Below are 19,906 nucleotides of genomic sequence, written 5' to 3'. Positions count from 1 at the left end.
TCTTTCCATCGTCCCAAGGAATCGCCATTAGCCTTCGTCCAACAGGCAAATGACGGCGATGATGCTGGACGACAGCGAAGCCTCCGATGCCGAATTGATCGGGCGGGCGAGGGGTGGAGACAGGGGGGCTTTCGGCAAACTGCTCGAAAGGCACTATGGCTTCGTCTATCGCGCCGCCTATCGCTGGTGCGGCCGCAAGGCCGATGCCGAAGACATCGCCCAGGATGTCTGCGTGCGGCTCGGCCGGGCAATCCGCGACTATCAGGGCAATGGCGCGTTCACGACCTGGCTCTACGCCATGACACTGAACGCTTCGCGCGACATGATGCGCAAGCGCGCCCGCGACAGCGCCAAGACCGAGGCCTTCGGCACGTATGCGCTGATCGCGGGGGAGGGCTCGGCGGAAGCCCAGGACCCGGCCGAGGCGCTGTGGGCGGCGGTGCGCATGCTGCCGGACAAGCAGCGCGACGCGGTGCTGCTCGTCTATGGCGAAGGGTTGAGCCACGCGGCTGCGGCCGAGGTGATGGCGATCTCGGAGGCGACGGTTTCCTGGCACATCCATGAAGCGAAGAAACGGCTGAAGCTGCTCATGCGCTCAGCCGGGGAAGTGTGACCATGGTCGACGACAACGAACTCGAAAGGCTGCGCAATCTGGCAGTTCCGGCGCCGGACAGCGAAGCGCAAACGCGTGCGTTGGCCGCCGCGATGCACGCCTTCGACTTGAACGAAAAAATTTCGACCGCCCCCCAAGGATCGCCGGCAGGTCTTCGTCTCACGGAGCGAGCACAAAGGCTCTGGAGAGAGATCATGCAACGGAAACTCATTGCCACCCCGGCCCTGACCGCGCTGGTCGCGCTGCCTATCGCCGGCTATGCCGCTTTTGAGATGCTGAGGGAGCAGCCGCCCGTTATTTCAAACGGGAAGGTCACCGAAACGGTGGCCGACAAGCCGGTTGCGCAGAAGCCGATACCGAACCAGCCCGCGATCAGCGAGCCGCTGGCGGCCGCGCCTGCCAAGGAGAAGAAGACCGGCGCCGATAGCGAGAGGCGTGTCGAAGACGAGGCGCAGGTCGCACCGGCATCGCCGCCGAAAACTGAATTGAGCCGATCCGATGATCGGACCAGGCAGGAATACGGGGCGTTGAAGGACTTTGCCAAGCAAGTACCACAGGCGCTGCCTGCGCCGCCGCCTGCACCTGCGGAGGTTGACCAGCTGGCCGCCGGCGGACGCGCGAATGCCCAGGCGCCGGCAACCGCCATGCAGCCTGCAGAGATGCCGGCTGGCGCCGTCGCTGGTTTCGGGCCGATGGTTCAGCCGGCGCCCATGCCGGCCGATCAAATGCAGCCGCAAGAGCAAAACCGCGACCGCATCGAGACCTTCAAGACCAATCCGGTGCACCAAGCTGCCCAGGATCCGGTGTCGACCTTCTCGATCGATGTCGACACGGCGTCCTATTCCTTCGTCCGCCGCTCGCTGAAGGAAGGTATTCTGCCCGACCCAGGCATGGTCCGGGTCGAAGAGATGATCAACTACTTCCCTTATGACTGGAAGGGGCCAGACTCGGCCGCGACGCCGTTCAATTCGACTATCACCGTCATGCCGACGCCCTGGAACGAGCGCACCAAGCTGATGCATGTTGCGATCAAGGGTTTTGACGTGAAGCCGGTCGAGGCGCCGAAGGCAAACCTGGTGTTCCTGATCGATGTTTCGGGTTCGATGGACGAGCCGGACAAGCTGCCGCTCTTGAAGTCGGCGTTCCGGTTGCTGGTCAGCAAGCTCAAGGCCGACGACACCGTCTCCATCGTCACCTATGCCGGCAATGCCGGCACGGTGCTGATGCCGACAAAGGCCGCGGAAAGGCAGAAGATTCTTGCAGCGATAGACAATCTGGAGCCAGGCGGTTCGACCGCCGGCGAGGCAGGCATCAAGGAAGCCTACAAACTTGCGCAGCAGTCTTTCGTCAAGGACGGCATCAACCGCGTGATGCTTGCCACCGACGGCGATTTCAACGTCGGCCAGACCGATGACGACGACCTCAAACGGTTGATCGAGAAGGAGCGCAAGACCGGCGTGTTTCTCTCGGTGTTCGGCTTCGGCCGCGGAAATCTCAACGACCAGATGATGCAGACCATCGCCCAGAACGGCAATGGCACGGCCGCCTATATCGACACGCTTGCCGAGGCCGAGAAGGTGCTGGTCGAGGACGCGTCCTCGACGCTGTTCACCATTGCCAAGGATGTGAAAATCCAAGTCGAGTTCAACCCGGCCAAGATCTCGGAATACCGGCTGGTCGGCTATGAGACGCGGGCGCTCAAGCGCGAGGATTTCAACAATGACCGCGTCGACGCCGGCGATATCGGTTCCGGCCATTCGGTGACGGCGATCTACGAGGTCACGCCCAAGGGAAGCGGCGCCGAGCAGGTCGATCCGTTGCGCTATGGCGAGGCGAAGGTCGACAATGGCGGCGTTGCCAATGCGGGCGAATATGCCTTCGTAAAAATCCGCTACAAGCTGCCGAACGAGAATGTCTCGAAACTGATCACGACACCGGTGACCGCGGCCAACGAGGTGCCGTCCTTCGATGAAGCCGGCGTCGACCAGCGCTTTTCGGTCGCGGTCGCGGCTTTCGGGCAGAAGCTGCGCGACGCGGATCAGACGGCGAATTTCGGCTACGACCGGATCCTGGAGATCGCCAACGCCGCGCGCGGCGCTGATCCGTTCGGCTACAGGGCGGAATTCCTGTCGCTGGTGCGGCTAGCCTCGTCGCTGGGCACCAACAGATAGGGCGGGTGCCGTCCATGGAACAAAAAGCCGGCGGAGGACCTGCCGGCTTTTGCCGATCGTTAAATTGCGCGGCTTTTCCGGAACTTGATCGCAATGCCCTCCTGTTAGTCAAAGCTGATAGAAGTGAGGGGCTGGAATTGCATATCACCGGGAACGTGACGCCGACTGCGGGCAATCTTCAGACGCGAGCACCGTCCGCTCCGTCGGCGGAATCCGCGCGGATCAGGAATAATGTCGATGCGGCCCGCGACACGGCGCTCTCTGCGCTCAACAACGACCGCTTTCGCGTGATGCTGGAGCAGATCAGCGACCCGCGCGCGTCCGGCGCGTTGATGACGATGGGCGGCGACGGCAAGAACAGCGCCGCCACCGATCTCGGTACGGCGCTGTCGCGCTACGCTGAAAACAGCGAATAGAGCAGGCCAACTTCAGGCGCGACTGCGCCGGCGTTCGCGACGGCCTTCGCCTGCCTCGGCAGCGCTCGCTATCTTGTTGCGCATCGGCCCGATGCGCTCGACGATGGACTCGACCGTCGGACGCGCCGACTTGGTGTGCGCGTCGAGCGCCTTGCGCATCGCGGCAAGGTGAGCGAACGAGGTGCCGCAGCAGCCGCCGACGATCTTGGCGCCCGCATCGACTGCCAGCCGGACATAGTCGGCCATCAGTTCGGGCGTGCCGGAATAGTGGATCTCGCTGCCGCGGAATTCCGGAATGCCGCAATTGCCCTTGACGATCACGGTGGCTTCCGGCTTCGCGTCGGTCATGTCGAGCAGCGAGGCCAGGATGTCGGCTGCGCCGACGCCGCAATTGGCGCCCACCCCAAGCGGAGCCTGCGACAGTCCATCCGCAACGCCGTGGATATCCTTGGGCAACAGCCCCATCATGGTGCGGCCGGCCGTATCGAAGGAACCGGTATAGGTGTAGGGCAGGCCGACACGGATCGCGGCTTCGGCCGCGGCGCGGATCTCATCCGACGCCGACATGGTCTCGATCCAGGCGACTTCGGCTCCGCCGGCCTTCAAGCCCTCGATCTGCTCGGCGAAGGCATCCACCGCTTCCTCATAGGACATAGCGCCGAGCGGCACCAAAAGCTCGCCGGTCGGGCCGACGGAGCCGGCAACGATCACCTTGCGGCCTGCCTTGTCGGACACCGAACGGGCGATTTCGGCGGCGCGCTTGTTCAAGTCATGCACGCGGTCCTGAGCGTGATGCAGCTTCAGCCGATGACGGGTGCCGCCGAAGGAATTGGTCAGGATGATGTCGGCGCCGGCATCGACGAAATTCTGATGCAGCGCGGCGATGGTGTCGGGCGCCGTCTCGTTGAGCAGCTCGGGGGCTTCGCCGGCCTCAAGTCCCATCGCGAACAAATTGGTGCCGGTGGCGCCGTCGGCCAGCAGCACGCCTTTTTCGGCAAGCAATGCGTCGATCGGATTGGTGGCGGTCATGGCTCTGGCTTTCGTATCCTGAATTCAAATAACGATATAAAGAAGTCTTTATATCTAGTCAACGAATATGAGGCCCGCTCTTGCGTGAGTTTCCTAAAACGACGGTCGGCCAGGTTGGTCGCCGCATGCCAGCATGGCGATAGCGGCCGCGTTCAGACAGAGCCTGAGGTGAAGGAGATGCCGGCCAGTTTCTGCGTGAAGCTCGCAGCCTCATGCGCGTTGACATCGGCGGCTCGGATCAGATTGTCGAAGTGGCTGGTCAGGGTACGGACCGGCTGGGTGGCGTTCAACACCAGATACATATCGCCGACATAGATTGCGGCGCGGTACGGCCCGAAGATCGTATAAGGGATCGAATAGCGCATGCGGCCGTCATAGAGGAACAGGCGGAAGGTCGGGTAAAGGTCGTCGAGGAGCGTTGCCATGTGCAGCAATTGCCGGCGGCGCTCGGCTTCCGGGAACCGGTCCCAGACGCCGAGCCCGCGTGCGAAAATCTCCAGCGTATGGCGCGGCATGCAGACCTCCATGTCGGTCTCGGGCCGCCTGTTGTAGTCGATGCGGTATTGCGTTTCGCCGGCCTGCGCCTCGCGGCTCTTGTTGGTAATGCCGGCCTCGTATTCGACAAGGGCCTCGGTGCGCAGGAGGTCCGGAATGCCCGCCGGCACGTAGCGGATCTTGGTGCCGACCGCCTCGGCGTGCCATTTGGCAAGTAGCGTGCGGTCAAAGCCGTCCGGCGCCTCCTCGATCTCGAGGCTTTCGCGAATCTCGCCGGTGACGCCTTCGTCCTGGCTAAGGCCCAGCAGCCAATCGAGCGATACCTTGAACTCGGCGGCGATGTTGAGAAGCGTCTCGGCGCGGGGCAGGCGCGTCGAGGCGCCCGACAGGAGTTGCGACAGCGCCGAACGATCGATGCCGACGGCGCTCGCGAAGGCCGACTGGTTCAAGTCCGAGCGTGTCAAGAGCAATTTTAGGCGCTCTCGGAAAACCGTCGACAGATCACGCTTGTCCATCACGCCGCTCCTTTCCAGTGGAGGAAAAATTTGCGCCCAGGCCTGCTGGTTAGGTGCTCAGGCGCAAATGAATCCCCAAATCTGTTTACAATATATAATATCTGCAGCCAAAAATGCGCATTCGCAACAGATTGTTCACTTTGTCGCGTTGCGACAACGACAGGCTCCTGACACAATGCTGTCAGGAATCAAAGTGGTTCCGGCGACTGGAAGGCAGTGGTCGATAGCATGACTGGCATACGCAAGAGACACAGCAGCACACCGGCCGTGGAATGGCCGACAGTATTCCTCACCCTGTTCTGTTATGGCGCCTGGCTTGCCACCGGCTTCCTGCTTTGGCCTTCCTATCCGCTGCTGGCCCTTGTCGCCTTGGCCTTGATACTGGCCCTGCAATCCTCGCTGATGCACGAAGTGCTGCATGGCCATCCGACGCGCAACGCCAGCATCAACGAAGCCTTCGTCATCCTGCCGATCGGGCTGGTCTGGCCGTTCCGCCGTTTCAAGGCGATCCATCTTCGGCACCACGCCGACGAGCGGCTGACCGACCCGCTCGACGATCCGGAAAGCTATTACCAGGCGCTCTGGATGCATGCGGAAATGCCGCCGGCGATGAAGGTCCTGCTCAAGATCAACAACACAATGGTCGGCCGCTTCGTTCTCGGACCTTGGCTGTCGTCGATCGGCTTCTTCCTCGACGACGCCAGACAGATGGCCGCCGGCGACAAGGCGATCCGCAAAGCCTGGCTGCTGCATGCCGTCGGACTTGCAGTGGTCGTGCCGATCGTGACCTTCGGCTTCGGCATCCCGCTCTGGCTCTACATACTGGGGCCGGTGTGGCTCGGCCAGTCCCTGATTTCGGTGCGCACCTATGCCGAGCATCAGTGGTCGGAACACCCGGAGGGCCGCACGATCATCGTCGAGCGGTCGCCGCTCTCCTTCCTGTTCCTCAACAACAACCTGCATTTCGTGCACCACAAGAGCCCGACCGTCGCCTGGTACAGACTGCCGAAGATGTTTCGCGATCGCCGCGAAGAATGGCTGCGGATGAACAACGGCTACGTCTATCCGAATTATTTCGCGCTGATCAAATCATTTGCCTTCAAGGCCAAGGAGCCGGTGGTGCATCCGGTGCTGCGCCGCGCGCCCGAACCCGGCCGTGCCTTCAAGCCGCGCATCAGAGCGCGTAATGTGAGTGGACTTGGCACGGCTCCGGTGCCGGCTGAGCCGCCGAAAGAGTAATTTCGAACTTTCGCGACTGCTTTATCGCCGCGGAATTCAGGCGCCGATGACCGCCTGTTTTGAAAGCTGTTCGTCATGAGCAAGTTGATTGCGGCTCTGCCGATGTATGACTGGCCGGAAGTTCGCGGCGAGATCGACGCGCAATGGGCGCAGCTCCGCGACGCTTTTCGACGGAGGGGTATCGACGCGCCGGAAAGAATGGCGCGCAGCAATCGCGACCTGCCGCCGGTGTCCGGCGGCATCCAAGACGGCGCCGGGAAGCTGATAGCGCCCGACCCCGCGACATTGCCCCCGGACGAGTTCGATTTTCACCAGCTCTGGCTGAGCCCGGCGCTGCTTTTCGGACAGACCTGCTGGGGGCCGATGGAGCTCGGCCTGGCCAGGCATGTGCAGGTGGTCGCTCAGCCAAGCTATGACGCCTTCGAGGGCGGGCAGGGCGAGCTCTATTCCAGCGCGCTGGTGATGCCGGCTGATGGCGGGCCGTCGGTTGGCTCGCCCGCGGATGGCAAGGCCGTCATCCCGCTCGATCTCATCCGCGGCAAGCGCTTCATCTTCAACAATCCGGATTCGATGTCCGGGCTGCTCGGGCTGACGCGCGACCTGGAGGCGATCGGCGAAAGTCTGGGCGTCTTCGCCTCGTGCGGCGAAAGCGGCGGCCACCGGTCGTCGATCGTCGCCATCGCCGAGGGCAGGGCCGATATCGCCGCCATCGACTGCCAGAGCTGGGCATTGGCGCAGCGATTCGAGCCGGCGGCGCGGCGCGTGAAAGTGGTCGGCTGGACGACCAGGCGGAAGGGATTGCCGTTTATCTCGGCCAGGGCCACATCGGCGGACGTCGTTGCGTCCATGCGCGAGGCCATCGCCGAGCTTGGCTTGGACGGGTCAGTTGCCAAGCAGCTTTTCGTCGAGCGGGTAGGCTGAGAGTTTTTCGTTGCCGGTCTCGGTGATGAGGATCTGCTCCTCGATCTTGACGCCCTCGCGGCCGCCGAGCCTGCCGATATAGCTTTCCACGCACAGCACCATGCCGGGTTCCAGGACGCCATCCGGCGTGTCGTCCGTCCAGTCGCTGGCATGCGGCAGGGTCGGATATTCGTCCGCCAGACCGACGCCGTGGTAGAGCACGCCGTAGCGCGCCGGGAAGCAGTCTCCCGGCGGCACGGCGGAGCGTTCGACGAGATCGCGAAAGGAAATGCCCGGCCGCATCAATACTGTGTTGTGGGCGATCTGGTCGGCGGCGATGCGGAACAGATCACGCTGCTCGTCGGACGGCCGGCCATTGCCGCAGAGCCAGGTGCGCGAGAGGTCGGCGCAGAATCCATAGGGACCGATGAGGTCGGTGTCGAAGGCGACGAGATCGCCGTCCTCGACGATGCGCGACGAGCATTCCTGGAACCAGGGGTTGGTGCGCGGCCCGGACGACAGAAGCCGGGTCTCGATCCATTCGCCGCCGCGCGCGATGTTGCCGCGATGCAGTTCCGCCCAGAGTTCGTTCTCGGAAATGCCCGCCTTCAGCGCCGCTTCCATCTCGCCCATCGCCGCCTCGCAGGCGACAATGGCGCGGCGCATGGCGAGGATCTCGTCGGGCGACTTTATGAGGCGCGCATTCTCCATCACCGCCTCGCCATTGCCGACCGTGATGCCGTGGCGGGCAAGCTCTTCGACGCCTTCCGGGTTGACGTGGTCGACGGCGATCCGCCGATTGCCGCCGCCCTGCTCGGCAAGGAGCTCGGCGATGCCGGCTGCCCAGCGACGGACCTTCTTGTCGGTCAGCTCGCCGCTATAAAGATACATCCACGACACCGCCGGCCGCACCTCGTCGACGACGCCGGCGTGATCCGACAAATGCTCGCAGGAGAAATAGTCGAACAGCACCACAGGACCTTCTGTGGCGACGAAACAGTGGCGGGTCGGATTGTGCGCGACCCAGAGCTGCATGTTGGTCGAATCCGTCGCGTAGCGGATGTTGACCGGGTCGTAGAGCAGGGCGCCCGCATAGTCGCGGCGCCTGAGCTCAGCGCGGATGCGCTCGAGCCGATAGCTTCGCATGGCAGGCAGGTCTGGAGAGGCGATGCCTGCCGCCGCCCATTCGGCTTCGGCTACCGCGCCATAGCCCAGAGCGTGCTGGTTGAGCGCGGCAGCCTTCTCGCGGGAGGCGGCGCGCAGCGCCTCGACGGAGCCGGGTTCGAACGGCATGATCTTGCGGTGGCGGCCGAAACGTTGTGTGTCCATGCGGTCCCCTGGCTGTCTATTGCGGCGTCATCTTGTGCAGCCTGGTGATCGTGACCTGGCGCGGTGCGTTCCCCAACTGCGGCACCGCGATGCGCCGATGGACGGTGTCCATCACATAGCCGGCCTCGGTGATCCTCTTGAAGATGACGGAAGCCGGTTCCTCGTCATCCGCGAGCACAAGCACCGCGGGCTCGCGGATCGATTTGGCGAAATCGGGTATCTCGTCGTCGAGCACGATGAGATCGGGATCGACGAGGCGGAGATTGCCGATCCAGAACCAACTCGAGACCACAGTGCCGACCGGTCCGTCGGCTGTCAGCTGACGATGGAGCGAAGCGTAATCCAAGCGCACGATGCTGCCGCGGTTATCGCCGCCGTGGACCTGCATGTACCAGCTTACCGGAAGCACCAGGATGGCCATCATGGCGCCGACGAAGACGATTGTCGCTTGCGTCTTCCTGCCCCTTTCCCCCATCGCGTCCAGCCGCATGGCAATGGCGACTGGCAACAGCACGAATACGGGCAGCATCCAGCGATCGCGAAACTGTGTGATGCCGCCCGCCAGCACCACCACGAGCGTGATCAGCAAGGCGAAGCCTATCGCTCGCCAGACCAGCGTCTCTGGCCACGCTGCGGCCTCGGGCGGTGGTGCGGATTGCTTGCGCGCCAGGAAAAACGCGACGGCAAAGATCGTGGCCGGCAGCCCGGCGAAATTGAGTATCGCATTGCCCAAGCCGCGGATGCCGCGAGACAGGGTCTTTGCCGCGCTGCCCCCCTCGGCGACGCCCAGGCCACCGCTGTGCGCCAGCAGGTCTCCCAGATGCGTGAGGCTCCAGTAGAATGTGGGCAGGCAGGCGAGGATCGCCACAACCACACTGATCAGGAAACGGCGATCGAAGATCGCCTCACGTGTTTCGCGGACGGACAGCGCCGCAAGGAACAGCGCAGCGAGAAAGATCACCTCATTGTATTTCGACAGCATTGCGGCGGCGGTCGCCAAGCCAAGCAGCACATACGCGGTAGTCGAGCGCCGTTTCTGCAACTCGGCGACTGCCAGGAGCAGCAGCGATGAAAAGCAAAAAACCGCGACCGAGTGGGTGAGGGCATGCTGCATCTCCCATACGATCTGTGGAAACAGCAGCAGGCCGAACATGGCGGCGGTCGCCGCGCGGGCTGAGTAGCCCAGGCGGCGCACTGTGGCGAAGGACGCGACCAATCCACCGGCCAGCAGCGTGTATTTGACGATCTTGAGCGCGAGAATGCTGGTTCCAACCAGCGAGGCCGTGAGGATGCCGAACCAGGTGTATAAAGGCGGCTGCGAGCCGCCATAGCCGGCCGCGAGGAAGCGCATCGCCATCAACTGTTCGGCGTCGTCGACGCCGACGCCGGTGCCCACGAAATGGGACGAGAGCGGCATAACCACGATCTGGACCAGGCAATAGGCAAGTGCAAACGCGATTGCGGCACTGAAAGGGCCGACCCGTTCATCGCAGAGCCAGTCGGTCCATTTCTCCAGCTGCCGCAAGGGTCGTCTTCTCATCTGATGCGTTGGTGGCCGGTTGCTATATAGCCGGCCACCAACACGATCCGAAAGCGGTACATTGCGGCTTCCTGGAATCAGGTGCGCATCTTCTCGCCGCTCGGGTCGAAGGGCGGTTCGACGTTGATGCGGGCCGGGCGGCGGTGGCCGAGGATCTCGATCTCGAACAGGCCGGCGCTCTCGTCCTCGGCAAGGGCCGCCGGCACATAGCCCTGCGCCATCGACTTTTGCACGTAGTGCGCATAGCCGCCCGAGGTCACCCAGCCGACAACGCGCCACTCGCCATCGACGATGCCGCGCACGGCCGAAGCGCCTTCGGCGGCTTCGGAGCCGCGCACTTCCTTGCCCGTCTCGTCGAAGCGCGGCGCGCCGTAGCCATGCGGTTTCTCCACCGTGCCATAATCCTTGCTGACCTTGGCCCAGATCGGCTCGTCGCCCATCACGTCGGCGTCCGCAGCATCGACGATGAAGGAGACGCGGCGCAGCTTCGGCCCTTGCGCCTGCTCCCTGGCAGCCGCCTCGCGGCCAATGAAGTCGTTCTTCTCCAGCTTGATGAAGCGGTCCATCGAGCCTTCGAACGGCCCGTAGATCGGACGCAACTCGCGGAACCAGGTTGGGAAGTTCTTTTCGAGACGCATCGACAGCAGCGCGCGCATGCCGAAATCGACGAGGCCGAATTCCTCGCCTGCTTCCTTGATCGCCTTGTAGACGAGGCGCTGATAGGCGGGGGCCATCCAGATCTCGTAGCCGAGGTCGCCGGTATAGGTGATGCGGTTGACCATGCAGGGCGCGCCGCCGACCGCCATCTCGCGGAAGTCCATGAAGCGGAAGGCCTTGGTCGAGACGTCGACGTCCACGAGTTTCTGCAGCAAATCCCGCGAGCTCGGTCCGGCGATGGACAGGCCGACCAGCGTCTGGTCGAAGCGGTGGATGCGCACAGAACCATCCTTGGGCAGGTGCTTCTCGAACCAGCGCATATGGTATTTCTGCGCGGCTGAAGAGCCCCAGATCATGAAACGGTCCTCACCGGTCTTGGCGATGGTGAAGTCGCCGATCAGCCTGCCGAACTCGTTGACCATCGGGGTGAGCACAATGCGGCCGGTCTTCGGCATCCGGTTGGTCATCAGCCGGTTGAGGAAATCCTCGGCGCCCGGCCCGGAAACTTCGTACTTGGCAAAGTTGGCGATCTCGGTGACGCCGACCCGCTCGCGCGTCGCGCGAACTTCCTCGCCGATCGGGCCGAAATCGTTGGAGCGGTGGAAGGAGACGATGTCCTTTGGCTCGGTGCCCTTGGGCGCGAACCAGAGCGGGGTTTCCAGTCCCCACGAGTCGCCCATGACCGCATTGTTGGCGAGCATCGTGTCGTAGAGCGGCGTCGTCTGCGCCGGCCGGGCGGCCGGCAGTTCCTCGTTCGGGAAGCGGATCGAGAAGCGCCGCGAATAGTTCTCGCGCACCTTGGCGTTGGTGTAGCGCAGCGTCGCCCATTCGCCGAAGCGGGCGACATCCATGCCCCAGACGTCGAAGCCCGGATCGCCGTGCACCATCCAGTTGGACAGCGCCAGGCCAACGCCGCCGCCCTGGCTGAAGCCGGCCATGACGGCGCAGGCACACCAGAAGTTGGTCAGGCCCTGGACTGGGCCGACCAGCGGGTTGCCGTCGAGCGCGAAGGTGAAGGGGCCGTTGATGATCTGTTTGATGCCGGCCTTCTCGATGCCGGGGAAATGCTTGAAGCCGATCTCCAGCGACGGCGCGATGCGGTCGATGTCGGGTGGCAAGAGTTCATGACCGAAATCCCAGGGCGTGTTGACCGGCGACCATGGCTTGCAGGCTTTTTCATAGGTGCCGAGCAGGATGCCGTTGCGCTCCTGGCGGGTGTAAATCTCGCCCTTGAAGTCGAGCACGCCGATCATCTCGCGGCCGGTCGATCTGTTGAATTCCTCGACCTCCGGCATCGGCTCGGTGAGCAGGTACATGTGCTCCATCGCCAGCACCGGCAGCTCGACGCCGACCATGCGGCCGATCTCGCGCGCCCACAGCCCGCCGCAATTGACGACATGCTCGGCTTTCACCGTGCCTTGCTCGGTGACGACGTTCCAGGTGCCGTCGGCTTCCTGCGTCAGCTCGACGACGCGGTTGCGCAGCACGATCTCAGCGCCGAGTTTTCGCGCGGCCTTGGCGTAGGCGTGGGTCGTGCCGGAGGGGTCGAGATGGCCTTCGACGGGATCCCACATGGCGCCGACGAAATTCTTCTCGTCCATCAGCGGGAACATCGCCTTGGCTTCGGACGGCGTAATCAGCTCGGTATCCATGCCGAGATAGCGGCCCTTGGCGTGGGCGAGCCGCAGGAAATCCATGCGCTCGGGGGTATCGGCCATCATCACGCCGCCGGTCAGATGCAGCGAGCAGGACTGGCCGGAAAGCTCCTCGATCTCCTTGTAGAGCTGGACGGTATAAGCCTGCAGCTTGGCGACGTTCGGGTCGCCGTTCAGGGTGTGGAAGCCGCCCGCCGCGTGCCAGGACGAGCCGGAGGTCAGCTCCGAGCGCTCGATCAGCATGATGTCGGTCCAGCCGGCCTTGGCGAGGTGGTAGAGCACCGAGCAGCCGACGACCCCGCCGCCGATGACAACCGCTTTAACGTGGGATTTCATGAAGATAGGTCCGTTTTTGCAGAGACTGAATCGAGTGAGCGGGGCGTGAAAGATCAAAAATCGGTCGGCGCGCCGCCTTCGGCGCGGCGCTTCTCGACGAAGTCGTTGAGCTCCTCGCGGATGGCCGGGTCCATATACGGCTCTTCGTATGCTGCGAGGCGCTCCTTCCACACCTTGTTGGTGCGTTCCAGCGCCGTCGGCGAGCCCGCCTCGGTCCAGGTCTCGAAATTGCGCCAGTCGGAGACGATCGGCGAGTAGAAGGCGGTCTTGTAGCGCTCCTGCGTGTGCTGGGTGCCGAAGAAATGGCCGCCCGGGCCGACCGACTGGATGGCGTCGAAGCCGAGCGCGTCTTCGGAGAGATCGAGCGGGGTGAGAAATTCGGCCACCATCTGCAAGAGGTCGATGTCGAGGATGGTCTTTTCATAGGAGCAGCGCAGGCCGCCTTCCAGCCAGCCGGCGCCGTGCATCATCAGATTGCCGCCGCCCTGGATGGCGCCCCAGAGCGAAAAGACGCTTTCATAGGCGGCCTGAGCGTCGACCGTGTTGGCGGCGCAGGTGTTGGAGGTCCGGTAGGGGATATTGTAACGGCGGGCAAGCTGGCCGCCGGCGAGCTGCGCCTTCATGTATTCGGGCGTGCCGAAGGCCGGTGCGCCCGACTTCATGTCGACATTGGAGGTGAAGCCGCCATAGCCGACCGGCGCGCCCTTCTTCACCATCTGGGCAAAGGCGATGCCGGAGAGCGCCTCGGCATTCTGCTGCACCAGCGCGCCGGCGATGGTGACGGGCGCCATGGCGCCGGAGAGCGTGAACGGCGTGACGATCACCGCCTGGCCCATGCTCGCCATTTGGATGATGCCTTCCATCATCGGCACGTCGAGCTTGAGCGGCGAATTGGTGTTGATGATGGTGAAGACCGACGGCTCCTCCATCAGCTGCTCGCGGCTGACGCCGCGCGCGATGCGGGCGATCTCGATGCCGTCGACATTGCGTTCCTTGCCGAGCGAATAGATGTGGAAGACCTTGTCGGTCAGCGTGGCGAGGTCGCGGATGCATTCGAGATGCCGGACCGAGGGATGGATGTCGATCGGCTCGACCGGATAGCCGCCGGTGCACTGCAGGATGTTGTGCATCTGCGCCAGGCGCAGGAAATTGCGATAGTCGACCTGGTTGCCGGGGCGGCGGCCGCGGTCGAGGTCGGAGCAGTTCGGCGCCGAGGCCATCATCGACAGGATAACGTTGTTGCCGCCGAAGCGCAGATTGTGCGCCGGGTTGCGGGCGTGCAGCGTGAACTCCGGCGGACAGTACGCGATGAGCTCGAGGATCATGTCGCTGTCGAAGCGAACGCGCTCGCTGCCTTCGCGAACGTCGGCGCCATGCGCCTTCATGATGCGGCGGGCTTCGTCATGCAGCACGTCGACGCCGATCTCCTTCAAAACGCGCAGCGAGGCGAGGTGGATCGATTCCAGTTCGTCGTCGGACACCAGCCTGGTGGGCACCAGCGGGTTCTTAAGCTGCCGGAACGGCGGCTGCTCGAAGGCTGCCGATCCGCCGGCACGTTTGCCAGCACGGCCGCCGCGGCGGGCGCGATCTGTTGCCAATGCCGGTTCGGCGGGGTGAAGTGCGGCAGTCATGAGAGGCCTCGTGGGGATGCGAAAGTGGTCGGCATAATGGACCGGCGGCAATGCTGCCGGTAAGGAGGCGGCGACCACTAGGGCGAGGGAAGCGACATGACGGAAGGGCAGATTGCCCGCCGAATTGCCGCCGCCAAAGCATTCCCTGCCGGCGTTCCTGACAAGGATTGGCTGGAACATGCGCCCTTGCCGTCAGTTGGCCCTTACGGCTGTCGCCGGCAGCGGCTAAGCCTGCGTTGAATGGAGCAGGAATGATGGCTCTGGCGAAATCAGAGACCGGCGAGACGGTGCAGTGGGCCGCGATTACCGGCGTGATCGCGACCGTGTCGGTGTTCGCCATCGCGCAGGGGCTTTCCTATCCGCTGCTGAGCTTCATCCTGCAGCGTCAGGGCGTGTCGCCGGCGGTGATCGGCCTGTCGGCCGCGATGACGCCGGTCGGTTTCATCCTGTCCTCGCCGCTGATCCCGGGGCTGGCGCGCCGGTTCGGAGCCGGGCGGACTGCGCTCATCTGCGCCGGGCTCTCGGCCCTGGTGCTGGCGCTGATCGGCTGGACCCAGGACGTCTATTTGTGGTTCCCACTGCGCTTCCTGGTCGGCGTGGTCACCAATCCGCTTTATGTGCTCAGCGAAATCTGGGTGATCGCGCTGGCGCCGCCGTCGCGGCGCGGGCGCGTCATGGGCATCTATTCGACCATCATCTCGGCTGGGTTCGCGGCCGGACCGCTCTGCCTGCTGGCGGTCGGCACGGAGGGTTGGCCGCCTTTTCTGGTCGGCATCTTTGCTTTTCTTTTCTGCGGCGCCTGCCTGGCGGTCGTGGTGAAACGTCTGCCTAGGGTCGACGAGGCAGGTGAAAAAGTTTCTGTGCTGGGCTTCATGCCGCTCGCCTGGCTGCTCCTGTCGGCGGTCGTCGCCGCCGCCGGTTTCGAGCAGTCGGTGCTGGCGCTGCTTCCCGTCTATGGCACCCACTTCGACATTCCCGAGACGCGCATGTCGGCGCTGCTGTCGACGATGATCGCCGGCAACATCGCCATGCAGGTGCCGCTCGGCCTGCTCGCCGAAAGACTGACGGCGCGCCTCGTGCGATTCGGCTGTGTCTCGGTGACGGTTCTTGGCTGCGCGCTCTTGCCGGCGCTCATCGAGACGCCGCTGATCTGGCCTTGCGTCTTCATCTGGGGCGCGGTGTCCTACGGGATCTATACGATGTCGATCATCGAGCTCGGCGAGCGTTTTACCGGCTCGGCGCTGGTCGCGGGCAATGCCTCCTTCTCCTTGATGTGGGGCGTCGGTGGCATCCTCGTGCCGCCGCTGACCGGCGGTGTGATGGACCTGATCGGCGCCGCAGGGCTTCCGGTGACGCTCGGCGCGATCTGCGCGGCGCTGGCTGTAGCCACCGTCATTCGCCGGCGGGTGATGTAGAGCCGGCTGGCTGAGCGCAGGCAGCGCTGCTCTTGAATGTTGGCACGGCGAACGCGATGTAGGCAGGGCCGCCAGACCCGGAGACCAGCATGACCAGCCCGATGACCCAAACCCAGCCTGAATTGCCGGTCGAGGATCCTTTCCTGTGGCTGGAGGATCGCAACGGCAAGGAAGCGCTTGAGTGGGTCCATCGCCAGAATGCGACGACTGTCGCCGAACTGCAGGGCGATCCATCCTATCAGGCGGCATTCGAGACCGCGCTCGACCTGATGACGGCCGAGGACAATATCCCGGTCGGATCGGCGCTCGCCGGTTACGTCTACAATTTTTGGCAGGACAAGACCAACGCGCTGGGCTTGTGGCGCCGCGCGACAGTCGCCTCCTACAAGACCGACAAGCCGGATTGGGAAACGATCCTCGATTTCGATCAGCTCTCGGCCAAGGAAGGCGTGAAATGGGTGTTCGGCGGCGCGAGCCGGCTCTATCCCGATTTCGACCGCTGCCTGCTGTTCATGTCGCCGGACGGCGGCGACGCCAGCGAGATGCGCGAGTTCGACATTGCGAAGAAATCCTTCGTCGAGGACGGGTTCCGGGCACCGGCTTCGAAGTCGGGGTTTTCCTGGCTGGACAGGGATACGGTGATCGTCTCGGCGGCTTTCGAGGACGACGACAAAACTCAGTCAGGCTATCCGCGGGTGATCAAGCTCTGGCGGCGTGGCACGAAGCTGGAGGAGGCGACGCCGATCTTCGAGGGCGAAAAAAATCATCTCGCGGTCGGCGGCGGCGTGGAGTTCGATGGCGACAAGAAACATGTCATGCTCGGCAAGACCATCGACTTCTTCACCTCGCACAGTTTTCTCCGGCTGGCTTCGGGCGAGAACCGGCGCATCCCGCTGCCCGACGACGCGACCGACACCGCGATCTTCAAGGGACAGCTCGTCTTTGGCGTCCGCAGCCCGTGGACGGCGCCGGACGGCACGCGCTGCCTGCCGGATGGGCTCTATTCCGTGGATTTCGACCGCTGGATTGAAACCGGTTCGTTCGAGCCGGTCGAGACGCTGCTCAAACCGGAGCACCGCGTTTCAATCGCAGGTCTCTCGAGGACGCAGGACCGGCTGTTCATCAACCTGACGGACAATGTGCGCGGCAAGGTCGTCGTTTGCGACCGCACCGGCAATGGCTGGTCGGTGAAGCCGGTCGACCTGCCCGACAACGGCAATGTCGGCATCAGCCATGCCGAGCATTTCGGCTCCAGCGTCTCCTTCTCCTTCACCGATTTCCTGACGCCGAGCTCGATCATATGGTCGGACGACAATGGCGACACACTTCAAACCGTGAAATCGCAGCCGGCGCGCTTCGATGCATCGCCCTATACTTCGGAGCAGTTCGAGGCGCGCTCGAAGGACGGCACGATGATCCCGTATTTCGTCGTCAGGCGGCGCGACCAGACGGGACCGGTGCCGGCGCTGCTCTATGGCTATGGCGGCTTCGAAGTGCCGCTCTTGCCCGGCTATGCCGGGATCCGCGGCAGGCTCTGGCTGGACAAGGGCAATGCCTATGTGCAGGCCAATATCCGCGGCGGCGGCGAGTTCGGCCCGGCCTGGCATCAGGCGGCACTCAAGGGCAAGCGCCAGAAAGCGTTCGATGATTTCGCCGCCGTCGCCGAGGATGTGGTCAGGCGCGGTATCACCACGGCGGCACAACTCGGCATCCAGGGCGGATCGAATGGCGGCCTGCTCACGGGCGTCTCGCTGACACAGCGTCCGGAGCTGTTCGGCGCCGTCATCATCGACGTGCCGCTGCTCGACATGCTGCGCTACACCGAACTGCCGCCCGGTGCCTCGTGGATGGCGGAATATGGCGATCCGTCAAAGCCGGAGGAGGCGGCATGGCTCGCCGCCTATTCGCCCTATCAGCGTGTGGCGACAGGTGCCGTTTATCCGCCGGTGCTGCTGATGACCTCGACCGCGGACGACCGCGTCCATCCGGGGCATGCGCGCAAGATGGCGGCGCGGCTGCAGGCCGCCGGTCACGGCAAAACGCTGTTCTTCGAGGAGACCGAAGGCGGCCATGGCGGGCGCGGCGATCGCCGGCCCCAGGCCGCGCAAACGGCGATGCGCTACGTCTTTCTGCAGCGCACGCTTGCCGGTCTAGCTTGAATTGCTGGCCGTTGGCGGCTTAATGTGCCGCCATGGTCAGCATCAGCACATCAGGCGCCTTCGGGGTCGCGGTGACGCCGTCACCGCGCACGCTGCGCGCCGAGCTGTTGCGGCTGTGCGCCCGCATCGGCTATTCGCCGCCCCGTATCCTCTGACGAATCCGCCCCGGCCACCGCCGGATTGATTCTAAGAGGATGACTAAACCCATGACCTATCAGAATTATTCGCTGAAGCAGCTTCAGCAGATCGATGCCGCGCATCACCTTCATCCCTTCACCGACCATAAGGAACTGCGTGAAGCGGGCTCTCGCATCATCACCCACGCCAAAGGGCCGTTCATCTATGATTCCGACGGAACGGAAATCCTCGACGGCATGGCGGGCCTCTGGTGCGTCAATGTCGGCTACGGCCGCGACGAACTGGCGGAGGCCGCCTGCGCCCAGATGAAGGAGCTGCCCTACTACAACTCCTTCTTCAAGTGTTCGACGCCTACACCGGTGCTGCTGTCGCAGAAGCTGGCGGAACTGGCGCCGGAGCATGTCGGTCAGGTCTTCTACGGCTCGTCCGGTTCCGAGGCCAACGACACAGCGCTGCGGCTCGTGCGCCACTATTGGGCGCTCGAAGGCAAGCCTGAGAAGAATCGGATCATCTCGCGCAAGATGGCCTATCACGGCTCGACGATCGCCGGCACCTCGCTCGGCGGCATGGAGCCCATGCACAAGCAGCTCGGCGGCGCGGTGCCGAACATCGTCCGTGTGATGATGCCCTATGCATATGAGCTCGCGCTGGCCGGCGAAAGCGACCACGATTTCGGCCTGCGCGCCGCCAAGGCCGTCGAGGACGCCATCCTCGAAGCCGGCGCCGACAAGGTCGCCGCCTTTATCGGCGAGCCGGTGATGGGTGCGGGCGGTGTGAAAATCCCGCCGATCAGCTACTGGCCGGAGGTGCAGCGCATCTGCCGCAAATACGATGTGCTCTTGATGCTCGACGAGGTGATTACCGGCTATGGCCGCACCGGCGAATGGTTCGCGGCGCAGACCTTTGACGTCCAGCCCGACACCATCACCACCGCCAAGGCGCTGACCTCCGGCTACCAGCCGCTGTCGGCGCTCCTGGTCGGCGACCGCATCAGCAGGACGCTCGTCGAAAAGGGCGGCGAGTTCTACCACGGCTACACCTATTCCGGTCACCCGGTCGCGTGCGCGGTGGCCCTGAAGAACCTCGAGATCATTGAACGGGAAGGTCTGGTCGAGCGCGTCAGGACCGACACCGGTCCCTATTTCGCGCAGGCGCTGCAGGAGCGCATCGCCGGCCACAGGCTGGTCGGCGAGGTGCGCTCGATCGGTCTTATGGGTGCGATAGAGATCGTCAAGGACAAGGCGACCAAGGAACGATACCTGCCGTCGGGAAGTGCGGCGGTCGTCGTGCGCGATCACGCGATCTCGCAGGGCATGATGCTGCGCGCCACCGGCGACACGATGATACTGTCGCCGCCGCTGATCTGGACGCGCGACACCATCGACATGGCCTGCGAGCGCATCGCCAAGGCGCTCGACCTTGCGGAGGCGGATTTGCGGAAGCGCTGAGAAAACACAGCCGGGCGCCCTTGCTGGAGGGTGCCCGGCGACCCGAATCTGCAGCGAAGCCTTGCCCAGACGCAAAAACCGCGTCCCAGAAGGGAACGCGGCTTTGCCAGATACGCATGGCGTTTCGCTACTCGAGACCTGCGAAACTTACGGGCTCCGGTACGCGAGACCTGATCCGGAGCGCCGGGCGGTTGCGATGTCCGCCTCGCAGTCCGTTTTA

Annotated in this window: 14 protein-coding genes; 8 read left to right on the top strand and 6 right to left on the bottom strand. The window is 63.9% G+C overall.

Translation table 11 applies throughout. The features are described from left to right. The first annotated feature begins 49 nt into the window (after window positions 1-49). The 3 genes from P9230_RS03080 to P9230_RS03070 are packed head-to-tail and all read left to right on the top strand — an operon-like array spanning window position 50 to window position 3,200. Complete coding sequence (locus P9230_RS03080; protein WP_067329326.1) at window positions 50-613, top strand: RNA polymerase sigma factor; 564 nt, start codon at window positions 50-52, stop codon at window positions 611-613. 2 nt (window positions 614-615) lie between these two features. Further along, entirely contained in the window at window positions 616-2,784 is a 2,169-nt protein-coding gene (locus P9230_RS03075; protein ID WP_127241388.1) for a VWA domain-containing protein, read from the top strand. A 14-nt stretch (window positions 2,785-2,798) separates the two neighbouring features. Continuing rightward, window positions 2,799-3,200, top strand: a complete 402-nt coding sequence (locus P9230_RS03070; protein WP_245433184.1) for a hypothetical protein — start codon at window positions 2,799-2,801, stop codon at window positions 3,198-3,200. Window positions 3,201-3,212: 12 nt separating this feature from the next. Here P9230_RS03070 and bmt read toward each other — a convergent pair whose 3' ends face one another. Both bmt and P9230_RS03060 read right to left on the bottom strand, forming a co-directional pair. Beyond that, window positions 3,213-4,229 (bottom strand): betaine--homocysteine S-methyltransferase, encoded by a 1,017-nt coding sequence (gene bmt / locus P9230_RS03065; RefSeq protein WP_278117392.1) that lies wholly within the window; start codon window positions 4,227-4,229, stop codon window positions 3,213-3,215. 152 nt (window positions 4,230-4,381) lie between these two features. Then, window positions 4,382-5,239, bottom strand: coding sequence for a helix-turn-helix transcriptional regulator (locus tag P9230_RS03060; RefSeq protein ID WP_095778490.1), 858 nt, complete (start codon window positions 5,237-5,239; stop codon window positions 4,382-4,384). 228 nt (window positions 5,240-5,467) lie between these two features. Here P9230_RS03060 and P9230_RS03055 point away from each other — a divergent pair, with 228 nt between their 5' ends. After that, entirely contained in the window at window positions 5,468-6,478 is a 1,011-nt protein-coding gene (locus P9230_RS03055) for a fatty acid desaturase (protein WP_127241389.1), read from the top strand. Window positions 6,479-6,553: 75 nt separating this feature from the next. After that, the gene (locus P9230_RS03050; RefSeq protein ID WP_127243230.1) at window positions 6,554-7,399 is read left to right on the top strand and encodes a PhnD/SsuA/transferrin family substrate-binding protein; all 846 of its coding nucleotides are present in this window, start codon (window positions 6,554-6,556) and stop codon (window positions 7,397-7,399) included. Here P9230_RS03050 and P9230_RS03045 read toward each other — a convergent pair. The 4 genes from P9230_RS03045 to P9230_RS03030 form a co-directional block, all read right to left on the bottom strand. Further along, window positions 7,361-8,707 carry a Xaa-Pro peptidase family protein gene (locus P9230_RS03045; RefSeq protein WP_127241752.1) on the bottom strand — a complete coding sequence of 449 codons (1,347 nt, stop codon included), beginning with the start codon at window positions 8,705-8,707 and terminating at the stop codon, window positions 7,361-7,363. The two genes, P9230_RS03050 and P9230_RS03045, sit on opposite strands and share 39 nt — an antisense overlap. A 16-nt stretch (window positions 8,708-8,723) precedes the next feature. After that, window positions 8,724-10,232, bottom strand: a complete 1,509-nt coding sequence (locus tag P9230_RS03040; protein ID WP_278117387.1) for a glycosyltransferase family 39 protein — start codon at window positions 10,230-10,232, stop codon at window positions 8,724-8,726. A gap of 92 nt (window positions 10,233-10,324) precedes the next feature. Next, the gene (locus tag P9230_RS03035) at window positions 10,325-12,895 is read right to left on the bottom strand and encodes an FAD-dependent oxidoreductase (protein WP_127241754.1); all 2,571 of its coding nucleotides are present in this window, start codon (window positions 12,893-12,895) and stop codon (window positions 10,325-10,327) included. 53 nt (window positions 12,896-12,948) lie between these two features. After that, the gene (locus tag P9230_RS03030; protein WP_066999726.1) at window positions 12,949-14,526 is read right to left on the bottom strand and encodes a trimethylamine methyltransferase family protein; all 1,578 of its coding nucleotides are present in this window, start codon (window positions 14,524-14,526) and stop codon (window positions 12,949-12,951) included. A 254-nt stretch (window positions 14,527-14,780) separates the two neighbouring features. Between P9230_RS03030 and P9230_RS03025 the strand changes: the two genes are divergently transcribed. The 3 genes from P9230_RS03025 (at window position 14,781) to P9230_RS03015 (ending at window position 19,686) form a co-directional block, all read left to right on the top strand. Continuing rightward, window positions 14,781-15,941, top strand: coding sequence for an MFS transporter (locus tag P9230_RS03025; protein ID WP_067329632.1), 1,161 nt, complete (start codon window positions 14,781-14,783; stop codon window positions 15,939-15,941). Window positions 15,942-16,030: 89 nt separating this feature from the next. Continuing rightward, window positions 16,031-18,100 (top strand): prolyl oligopeptidase family protein, encoded by a 2,070-nt coding sequence (locus P9230_RS03020; protein WP_278117385.1) that lies wholly within the window; start codon window positions 16,031-16,033, stop codon window positions 18,098-18,100. A gap of 206 nt (window positions 18,101-18,306) precedes the next feature. Further along, window positions 18,307-19,686 (top strand): aspartate aminotransferase family protein, encoded by a 1,380-nt coding sequence (locus tag P9230_RS03015; RefSeq protein ID WP_278117383.1) that lies wholly within the window; start codon window positions 18,307-18,309, stop codon window positions 19,684-19,686. Window positions 19,687-19,906 lie beyond the last annotated feature (220 nt).

Source organism: Mesorhizobium sp. WSM4887 (assembly GCF_029625865.1).
Classification (GTDB): domain Bacteria; phylum Pseudomonadota; class Alphaproteobacteria; order Rhizobiales; family Rhizobiaceae; genus Mesorhizobium.
Note: the sequence above shows the minus strand (reverse complement) of the source record. Positions and strands in the feature narration are given on the sequence as shown.

Excerpts from the sequence above, each read along its gene's own strand:
- P9230_RS03080 (WP_067329326.1), top strand. The coding sequence starts at position 50 with ATGACGGCGATGATGCTGGACGACAGCGAAGCCTCCGATGCCGAATTG.
- P9230_RS03075 (WP_127241388.1), top strand. The coding sequence starts at position 616 with ATGGTCGACGACAACGAACTCGAAAGGCTGCGCAATCTGGCAGTTCCG.
- P9230_RS03070 (WP_245433184.1), top strand. The coding sequence starts at position 2,799 with ATGGAACAAAAAGCCGGCGGAGGACCTGCCGGCTTTTGCCGATCGTTA.
- bmt (WP_278117392.1), bottom strand. The coding sequence starts at position 4,229 with ATGACCGCCACCAATCCGATCGACGCATTGCTTGCCGAAAAAGGCGTG.
- P9230_RS03060 (WP_095778490.1), bottom strand. The coding sequence starts at position 5,239 with ATGGACAAGCGTGATCTGTCGACGGTTTTCCGAGAGCGCCTAAAATTG.
- P9230_RS03055 (WP_127241389.1), top strand. The coding sequence starts at position 5,468 with ATGACTGGCATACGCAAGAGACACAGCAGCACACCGGCCGTGGAATGG.
- P9230_RS03050 (WP_127243230.1), top strand. The coding sequence starts at position 6,554 with ATGAGCAAGTTGATTGCGGCTCTGCCGATGTATGACTGGCCGGAAGTT.
- P9230_RS03045 (WP_127241752.1), bottom strand. The coding sequence starts at position 8,707 with ATGGACACACAACGTTTCGGCCGCCACCGCAAGATCATGCCGTTCGAA.
- P9230_RS03035 (WP_127241754.1), bottom strand. The coding sequence starts at position 12,895 with ATGAAATCCCACGTTAAAGCGGTTGTCATCGGCGGCGGGGTCGTCGGC.
- P9230_RS03030 (WP_066999726.1), bottom strand. The coding sequence starts at position 14,526 with ATGACTGCCGCACTTCACCCCGCCGAACCGGCATTGGCAACAGATCGC.
- P9230_RS03025 (WP_067329632.1), top strand. The coding sequence starts at position 14,781 with ATGGCTCTGGCGAAATCAGAGACCGGCGAGACGGTGCAGTGGGCCGCG.
- P9230_RS03020 (WP_278117385.1), top strand. The coding sequence starts at position 16,031 with ATGACCAGCCCGATGACCCAAACCCAGCCTGAATTGCCGGTCGAGGAT.
- P9230_RS03015 (WP_278117383.1), top strand. The coding sequence starts at position 18,307 with ATGACCTATCAGAATTATTCGCTGAAGCAGCTTCAGCAGATCGATGCC.